Source organism: Sphingomonas sp., assembly GCF_019746665.1.
Lineage (GTDB): Bacteria > Pseudomonadota > Alphaproteobacteria > Sphingomonadales > Sphingomonadaceae > Sphingomonas.
The window spans coordinates 60,338-68,236 of record NZ_JAIERS010000019.1 but is presented as its reverse complement, the minus strand read 5'-3'; the positions used below and the strand labels follow the sequence as shown (position 1 = coordinate 68,236).

Genomic DNA, 7,899 nt, shown 5'->3' with positions numbered 1-7,899 from the left:
CCGGCGCCGCCCGCGCCGGTGCCCGGACCCGGCCGGTCGGCGGCGCCGAGCGCGGGGTCGCTGCCGCGATCGGGCTCGGGCGCGGTGACGATGGGCGGGGGCGGGAGCGGCGGCGGGACGATCGGCGGCGGCGCGACCACCGGGGTCGCGGTCGCGCGCAGATTGGGCGGCGCGGCTTCCTCGCGCGCCCGCGCCGCCGCGCGCGGGGGCGGCGGGGGTGGCGGCGGCGGCGGAGGTGGGGGTGGCACGAGTCCAAAGGTCTTGAGCGCCGCCTCGCGCACCGGCGCGGCGAAGGGCACGCGCAGGCCGAACACGATCGCCGCGAGCAGCACCGCCTGCACGGCAAGGGCAAGCAACGCGGCGCGCAGGCGGTCGGTCATGGCGCCATCATAACGCCGGCGCGCGGTTTTGGGTGCTAGCGCGATTTCGAGGCAGGTGGAAACACCTGCCGGCTCGGAAATCGCGGATAAACAAAAGCCTAGGGCGGCGATCCGATTTATCGGAGCGAAAACCGCTCTAGGCCCCGGCGGTGGTCAGCCGCTCCAGCTGCTCGGGGCTCAGGTGCAGCGTCATCGCGCCGAGCAATTCCTCGATCTGCGCGGCGCTCGTCGCGCTCGCAATCGGGGCGGTGACGCCGGGCTGCGCGATCAACCAGGCGAGCGCGACCTGGGCGAGCGTCGCGCCGACCTCCGCCGCCACCGCGTCCATCGCGTCGAGCACGGCCCTGCCCTTGCCCTCGAGCAGCGGCGCCATCCGCCCGCCGCGGATGCTCTTCCCCAGATCCGCCGCCGAGCGATATTTGCCGGTGAGGAAGCCCGAGGCGAGCCCGTAATAAGGCACCACGCCGATATTGTGGGTGACGCAATAATCCTGCAGCTCGCCTTCGAACTTGTGGCGGCTGACGAGATTATATTCGGGCTGCAGCACCTGATAATGCGGCAGGCCGGCGCGGCGGGCGGCCTCGACCGCCGATTTCAGCCGCCCGGCATGGAAGTTCGACGCGCCGAGCACGCGCACCTTGCCCGCCTCGACCAGCCGCGCGAATGCCTCGGCAACCGCCTCCTGCGGCACATCCTCGTCATCCTGGTGCGCGAAATACAGGTCGATCGTCTCGACCCCCAGCCGCTTGAGCGACGCCTCGCACGCCGCCGCGATGCGCGCGGGGGCGAGCTTGGCCCCGCCTTCGCCGGGCAGCATCCCCACCTTGGTCGCGATCAGCACCTCGGCGCCGGGGCGGGCGCGGCGCCATTCGCCGATCAGGCTTTCCGATTCGCCCCCCTGATGCCCCGGCGCCCAGGCCGAATAGACGTCCGCCGTGTCGATCATCGTGCCGCCACCGGCGACGAAGGCGTCGAGCACGGCGAAGCTCGCTTCCTTGTCCGCGGTCCAGCCGAACACATTGCCGCCCAGCACCAGCGGCGCGATGTCGAGCGGGCTTGATCCCAGGCGTCGCTTCATTTGGCCGTGCTTTCGTTGAGTGCCTCGGGCGAGACGCTGTTCGCATCCAGCATCGCCGCCGAATCATTCAGCTGGCGCGCCTCGCTGGGGGGCGCGCCGCTCGGGTCATTGGCGCTGCTCCCGCAGGCGCTGAGCAGCAAGAGCGGGAGCAGCAGTAACCTCATTGGCCGTCCACCTCGTTGCCGGCGTCGCGCAGACCCTCGCCGGTTTCGCGTTTGGCGTCGCGCAAGCCTTCCTTGCCCTCACGCGCCGCGTCCCTGGCGGCGTTTTCGATCCGGTCGCCGGCGGCGTCAACCGCGTTGTCGGCGGCGCCCAAGGCGCGCTCGCCGGCGCGCTGGACATCATCGACCGCCTCGGCGGCGGTCGCGTTGGCGTCGCTCGCCACCGCGTCGGCGGCTTCGGCGGTTTCGTTCTGCGCGCGCTCGCTGCACGCGGCGAGCGGGGCCAGCGCGAGCGGGGCAAGCGCGAGCAGGATGATGGCGCGTTTCTTCATGACATTCCCTCCTAGGTTGCGAACCGATCCGCCGCCCAACGCGCCATCCCTAACGCATGTTGCATCGGCGGCGAAATTGCCCGGGCGGCGTCATTGACCGCATATAAAGATATCTTTATATGATGAAGCGCGATGATGACCGCGCTCGATATCTTCCGTGCCCTCGCCGATGCGACGCGGCTCCGCATCCTGGCGCTGGTGCGCACGATGGAGCTGTCGGTCGGCGAACTGGCGCAGGTGCTGGGGCAGAGCCAGCCGCGCGTCAGCCGCCATGTGAAGATATTGGCCGACGCCGGGCTGGTCGAGCGGCGCAAGGAAGGCAGCTGGGTGTTCGTGGCGAAGGGCGATGCCGATCGCGTCGCCCCGGTGCTCGCCGCGCTCGATGCCTGGCGCGATGGCGACGATTGGGCGGAGGCCGATGTCGCCCGCCTCGCCGCGGTGCGCGCCGATCGCGCGGCGGCGGCGAACGCCTGGTTCGAAACCCATGCCGGCGAATGGGACGCGATCCGATCGCTCCACATCGCCGAAAGCGAGGTCGAGGCGGCGATGGCGCGGGTGCTGGGCGCCGCGCCGATCGCGCGGCTGGTGGATATCGGCACCGGCACCGGGCGGATGCTCGAGCTGTTCGCGCCGCAGGCCAAGGCGGCGCTGGGGATTGATCGTTCCTCCGAAATGCTGCGGCTGGCGCGCGCGAAGCTCGCCGAACGCGGGCTCGATCATGCCGAGCTGCGCCAGGCGGACCTTTACGCGCTGCCGCTGGGCGATGCTGCCGCCGATGTCGCGGTGTTCCACCATGTGCTTCACTTCGCGCAGCAGCCTGGCGCCGCGATCGCGGAAGCCGCGCGGGTGCTGGGGCCGGCCGGCCGGCTGCTGATTGCCGACTTCGCCCCGCATGACCGCGAAGAGCTGCGCGCGCAGGAGGGGCATACCCGCCTGGGCTTTTCCGACGATCAGATCGCTGCCTGGTTCGCCGCCGCGGGGCTGGTGCTGCAGCGCGATGACACGCTCGAAGGCGGTGCGCTCACCGTCAAACTCTGGCTCGGCCGCAAGCCGGGCGCGCAATTAGAGGCGCTTGCCGCATGACCATGTCGTTCCACGATCTCGAAGAGGCGCGCCGCGCGCTCGATGCGCCGCTGTTCGCCGATCTGGCGGGCGATGCCCAGGTGAGCTTCGAATTCTTCCCGCCCAAAAGCGAGAAGATGGAAGGCCAGTTGTGGGAGGCGATCAAGACGCTCGAGCCGCTGGGGCCGCGCTTCGTTTCGGTCACCTATGGCGCGGGCGGTTCGACGCGCGAGCGCACCCATGCGACGGTGGCGCGCATCCAGCGCGAAACGTCGCTGGCGGCCGCCGCGCACCTCACCTGCGTCGAGGCGACCAAGGCGGAAATCGCCGAGATCGCCGATGCCTATTGGGCGGCGGGCGTGCGCCATATCGTCGCTTTGCGGGGCGATCCGCCGGTCGCGGGCGCAAGCTTCGCCCCGCACCCCGAAGGCTATGCGAGCGCCGCCGATCTGGTCGCCGGCCTGAAGAAGCTGCATCCGTTCGAGATTTCGGTCGCCGCCTATCCCGAATGCCATCCTGAGGCAGTGAGCGCCGCTGCCGACATCGACAATCTGAAGCGCAAGATCGATGCCGGCGCGACGCGGGCGATCAGCCAGTTCTTCTTCACCCCCGAATGCTTCTTCCGCTTCCGCGACGCAGCGGCGGCGGCGGGGATCGAGGCGGAGATCGTGCCGGGCATCCTGCCGGTGTCGAACGTCGCGCAAACGCGCAAGTTCGCGGCGATGTGCGGCGCCGAAATCCCGGCCTGGATGGACCGGCTGTTCGAGGGGCTCGACGATCATCCCCCCGCGCGCCAGCTGGTCGCGGCGACGATCGCCGCCGAGCTGTGCCGCCGGCTGTACGCGGGCGGGGTGCGGCATTTCCATTTCTACACGCTCAACCGCGCCGAGCTGAGCTTCGCGATCTGCCATCTGCTCGGCCTGCGCGCCGGGACGGCGGCGGCGAAGGCGGCGGCGTGAACCCGGATCGGATCAAATAGCCATGACCCCCCGCGACCTCCTCCTCGCCCAGGCGCGCGAGCGCATCCTGATCACCGACGGCGCGTTCGGCACCGAAATCCAGCGGCTGGGGCTGGTCGAGGCCGATTATGCCGGCGACCTCGGCCTCGGCCACGACCAGAAGGGCAATAACGACATCCTCGCGCTCACCAAGCCGGCGGTGCCCGAGGCGATCCACCGCGCCTATTTCGCGGCGGGCGCCGACATCGCCGAGACCAACACCTTCTCCGCCAACCGCATCAGCCAGGCGGATTATGGCGCGGAAGGGCTGGTGCGCGAGATCAACCTCGCCTCGGCGGGGCTGGCGCGCAAGGTGGCGGACGAATTCACCGCCCAGGATGGCCGCCCGCGCTTCGTCGCCGGCGCGATCGGGCCGACCAACAAGACTTTGTCGCTCTCGCCCGACGTGAACGATCCCGGTTATCGCGAGATCGACTTCGACACGCTGAAGGACGTGTACCGCGAGCAGATCGACGCGCTGGTCGAAGGCGGGATCGATTTCGTGCTGATCGAAACGGTGTTCGATACGCTGAACGCCAAGGCGGGGATCATGGCGGCGATCGAGGCGGGTGAGGCGCTGGGGCGCGATCTGCCGATCATGCTGTCGATGACGCTGACCGATCTTTCGGGGCGCAACCTCTCCGGTCACACCGTCGAGGCATTCTGGCACGCGGTACGCCACGCCCGCCCGCTGACGATCGGGCTCAACTGCTCGTTCGGCGCGGAGCAGTTGCGCCCGCATGTGAAGACTTTGGCCGAACTCGCCGACACGCTGATCATGGTCTATCCCAACGCCGGGCTCCCCAACGAGCTCGGCCAATATGACGAGCTGCCCGCGCAGACCGCCGCTTTCGTGCGCGAATGGGCCGATGCGGGGCAGGTGAACATCCTGGGCGGCTGCTGCGGATCGACCCCCGATCACATCGCCGCGATCGCGCGGACGGTGGAAAACCTGCCCCCGCGCGCGCTGCCGGTGCCGCCGGTGCGCACGCGCCTGGCCGGGCTCGAAGCGATGACGATGGCTTGAAGCGATTAGCCCTCTCCCCTTCAGGGGAGAGGGTTGGGAGAGGGGGAGGACGGGCGCTTCCGCATCCAGATCATCCCCTCACCCCGGCCCTCTCCCGCAAGCGGGAGAGGGAGAAGCAATTCCGGCCCTCTCCCGGATGCGGGAGAGGGAGACGAAACCCCGACCCTCTCCCTTGAAGGGGAGAGGGAGAAGAAGAAGCAAGATGACCACCAGCTCCACCAATTTCGTCAATATCGGCGAACGCACCAACGTCACCGGATCGGCGCGCTTCAAGAAGCTGATCATGGCCGGCGACTATCCCGCCGCGGTCGAAGTCGCGCGCCAGCAGGTCGAGAATGGCGCGCAGGTGATCGACATCAACATGGACGAGGGCCTGCTCGACGCCGAGCACGCCATGACCACCTTCCTGAAGCTGATCGCCGCCGAGCCTGACATCGCCCGCGTGCCCTTCATGATCGACAGCTCCAAATGGAGCGTGATCGAAGCCGGCCTCAAATGCGTCTCGGGCAAGCCGATCGTCAATTCGATCAGCATGAAGGAGGGCGAGGATCAGTTCCTGGCGCAGGCGCGCAAGGTGATGGCGTACGGCGCCGCCGTGGTGGTGATGGCGTTCGACGAGGTCGGCCAGGCCGATACCAAGGACCGCAAGGTCGAGATTTGCGAGCGGGCGTACAAGCTGCTCACCGGCATCGGCTTTCCGCCCGAGGACATCATCTTCGATCCCAACATCTTCGCGGTCGCGACGGGAATCGAGGAGCATGACAATTACGCGGTCGATTTCATCGAGGCATGCCGCGAAATCCGCATCCGCTGCCCGCACGCGCATATCTCCGGCGGACTCTCGAACCTGTCGTTCAGCTTCCGCGGCAACGAGCCGGTGCGCCGCGCGATGCACAGCGTGTTCCTCTATCACGCCATCCCCGCCGGGCTCGACATGGCGATCGTCAACGCCGGCCAGCTCGACGTGTATGACGCGATCGACCCCGAGCTGCGCCAGGCGTGCGAGGATGTGATCCTCAACCGCGATCCCGGCGCCTCGGAACGGCTGGTCGCGCTCGCCGAGAAATATCGCGGCACCGATGCGGCGGCCGAAAAGCAGGCCGAGGAATGGCGCGGCTGGCCGGTCAACAAGCGGCTCGAACATGCGCTGGTGAAGGGCATCGACGCCTATGTCGTCGAGGATACCGAGGAAGCCCGCCAGGCGCATACCCGCCCGATCGAGGTGATCGAAGGCCCGCTGATGGACGGGATGAACGTGGTCGGCGACCTGTTCGGCTCAGGGAAAATGTTCCTGCCGCAGGTGGTGAAATCGGCGCGGGTGATGAAGAAGGCGGTCGCGCACCTGCTGCCCTTCATCGAGGCGGAAAAGAGCGAAGGCACCAAGGCCAAGGGCCGGATCATCATGGCGACCGTGAAGGGCGACGTGCATGATATCGGCAAGAACATCGTCGGCGTCGTGCTCCAGTGCAACGGCTTCGAGGTGGTCGATCTGGGGGTGATGGTGCCTTGGACGCGCATCCTGGAGGCGGCGAACGAGAATGACGCCGACATGATCGGCCTGTCCGGGCTCATCACCCCCTCGCTCGACGAGATGGTGACGGTCGCCGAGGAAATGCAGCGCGCCGGGATGACCCGCCCGCTGCTGATCGGCGGCGCGACGACCTCGAAGGTCCACACCGCGCTCAGGATCGCGCCGGCCTATGCCGGGCCGGTCGTCCATGTGCTCGACGCGAGCCGCGCGGTGGGGGTGGCGACGGCGCTCGTCTCGGAGACGCAGGCGACCGGCTTTGTCGAGAAGACCGCGGCCGAATATGCCCATATCCGCGACACCCGCGCCGGCAAGGGCCAGAACGAACTGCTGCCGCTGGAAGACGCCCGTGCCCGTGCGTTCGAGGCGGATATGAGTCTGAAGGCGCCGCCGCCGCTCCAGCCTGGCGTCCATGTGTTCCGCGACTGGAGCCTGGCCGAGCTGGTCGATTATATCGACTGGACGCCTTTCTTCCGCTCGTGGGAGCTCGCCGGCACCTATCCCGCGATCCTCGATGACGCGGTGGTGGGCGAAAGCGCGCGGCATCTGTTCGCCGACGCGCAGAAGATGCTGAAGCGCATCGTCGACGAGAAATGGCTGGTCGCGCGCGGCGTCTGCGGCTTCTGGCCGTGCCGGCGCGAGGGCGATGACGTGATCGTCCACCTGGTCGAACAGGAGGAGCATGTCCGCCTGGCCTTCCTGCGCCAGCAGATCGCCAAGCGCGAGGGGCGCGCCAATATGTGCCTCGCCGATTTCATCGACCATGACGGCGACTGGATCGGCGGCTTCGCGGTCTCGATCCATGGCATCGAGCCGCATCTGGCGCGCTTCAAGGCGGCGATCGACGATTATTCGGACATCCTGCTGAAGGCGCTCGCCGATCGCTTCGCCGAGGCGTTCGCGGAGGCGCTGCACCAGCATGTCCGCACGACGCTTTGGGGCTATGCGGCGGGCGAGCAGCTGACGAGCGAAGCGCTGATCAAGGAGCAGTATCGCGGTATCCGCCCGGCGCCGGGCTATCCCGCCTGCCCCGATCACAGCCTGAAGCCGGTGCTGTTCGATCTGCTCGACGCCCACCACGCGACCGGCATCTCGCTCACCGAGAATTACGCGATGCTGCCGACGGCGGCGGTGAGCGGCTTCTATTTCGCGCATCCCGACAGCCAATATTTCGGCGTCGCGCGGATCGGGCCGGATCAGGTGGCGGATTATGCGGCTCGACGCGGGGTGGAATTAAAGGTCGCCGAGCGCTGGCTGCGGCCCAATCTGGACTGATCCGGGTACGCCACAGCCCGGAACGCGGCCACGGGCGCTAGCCGCGCGGGCGCAAAGC

7 protein-coding genes and 1 pseudogene are annotated in these 7,899 nt (G+C 68.3%); 4 read left to right on the top strand and 4 right to left on the bottom strand.

All coding sequences use genetic code 11. The annotated features are described in order from the left end of the window. From K2X73_RS12345 to K2X73_RS12330, 4 genes and pseudogenes are all read right to left on the bottom strand, one after another. Positions 1–380, bottom strand: a pseudogene (locus K2X73_RS12345) (energy transducer TonB); the annotation flags it as partial. Between the two features lie 136 nt (positions 381–516). Next, positions 517–1,458, bottom strand: coding sequence for an aldo/keto reductase (locus K2X73_RS12340; RefSeq protein WP_294111294.1), 942 nt, complete (start codon positions 1,456–1,458; stop codon positions 517–519). After that, positions 1,455–1,622, bottom strand: coding sequence for a hypothetical protein (locus tag K2X73_RS12335; protein ID WP_294111292.1), 168 nt, complete (start codon positions 1,620–1,622; stop codon positions 1,455–1,457). The genes K2X73_RS12340 and K2X73_RS12335 overlap by 4 nt, the downstream gene beginning before the upstream one ends. Continuing rightward, positions 1,619–1,951 (bottom strand): hypothetical protein, encoded by a 333-nt coding sequence (locus K2X73_RS12330; protein WP_294111290.1) that lies wholly within the window; start codon positions 1,949–1,951, stop codon positions 1,619–1,621. Before K2X73_RS12330 ends, K2X73_RS12335 begins: the two co-directional genes overlap by 4 nt. Positions 1,952–2,083: 132 nt before the next feature. Between K2X73_RS12330 and K2X73_RS12325 the strand changes: the two genes are divergently transcribed. The 4 genes from K2X73_RS12325 to metH all read left to right on the top strand — a co-directional run bounded on the left by K2X73_RS12325 (position 2,084) and on the right by metH (position 7,841). After that, on the top strand, positions 2,084–3,034 hold the full coding sequence (locus K2X73_RS12325) for a metalloregulator ArsR/SmtB family transcription factor (protein ID WP_294111288.1): 951 nt from the start codon (positions 2,084–2,086) through the stop codon (positions 3,032–3,034). Beyond that, on the top strand, positions 3,031–3,972 hold the full coding sequence (gene metF, locus K2X73_RS12320; RefSeq protein WP_294111286.1) for a methylenetetrahydrofolate reductase: 942 nt from the start codon (positions 3,031–3,033) through the stop codon (positions 3,970–3,972). The genes K2X73_RS12325 and metF overlap by 4 nt, the downstream gene beginning before the upstream one ends. A 22-nt stretch (positions 3,973–3,994) precedes the next feature. Then, positions 3,995–5,038 (top strand): homocysteine S-methyltransferase family protein, encoded by a 1,044-nt coding sequence (locus K2X73_RS12315; RefSeq protein WP_294111285.1) that lies wholly within the window; start codon positions 3,995–3,997, stop codon positions 5,036–5,038. A 202-nt stretch (positions 5,039–5,240) separates the two neighbouring features. Then, a complete protein-coding gene (gene metH / locus K2X73_RS12310; protein WP_294111282.1) occupies positions 5,241–7,841 on the top strand; it encodes a methionine synthase in 2,601 nt (866 codons plus the stop codon). Positions 7,842–7,899: the final 58 nt, after the last annotated feature.

Bases quoted from the DNA above. Each gene is read 5' to 3' on its own strand.
- K2X73_RS12340 (WP_294111294.1), bottom strand. From the start codon at position 1,458: ATGAAGCGACGCCTGGGATCAAGCCCGCTCGACATCGCGCCGCTGGTG.
- K2X73_RS12335 (WP_294111292.1), bottom strand. From the start codon at position 1,622: ATGAGGTTACTGCTGCTCCCGCTCTTGCTGCTCAGCGCCTGCGGGAGC.
- K2X73_RS12330 (WP_294111290.1), bottom strand. From the start codon at position 1,951: ATGAAGAAACGCGCCATCATCCTGCTCGCGCTTGCCCCGCTCGCGCTG.
- K2X73_RS12325 (WP_294111288.1), top strand. From the start codon at position 2,084: ATGATGACCGCGCTCGATATCTTCCGTGCCCTCGCCGATGCGACGCGG.
- metF (WP_294111286.1), top strand. From the start codon at position 3,031: ATGACCATGTCGTTCCACGATCTCGAAGAGGCGCGCCGCGCGCTCGAT.
- K2X73_RS12315 (WP_294111285.1), top strand. From the start codon at position 3,995: ATGACCCCCCGCGACCTCCTCCTCGCCCAGGCGCGCGAGCGCATCCTG.
- metH (WP_294111282.1), top strand. From the start codon at position 5,241: ATGACCACCAGCTCCACCAATTTCGTCAATATCGGCGAACGCACCAAC.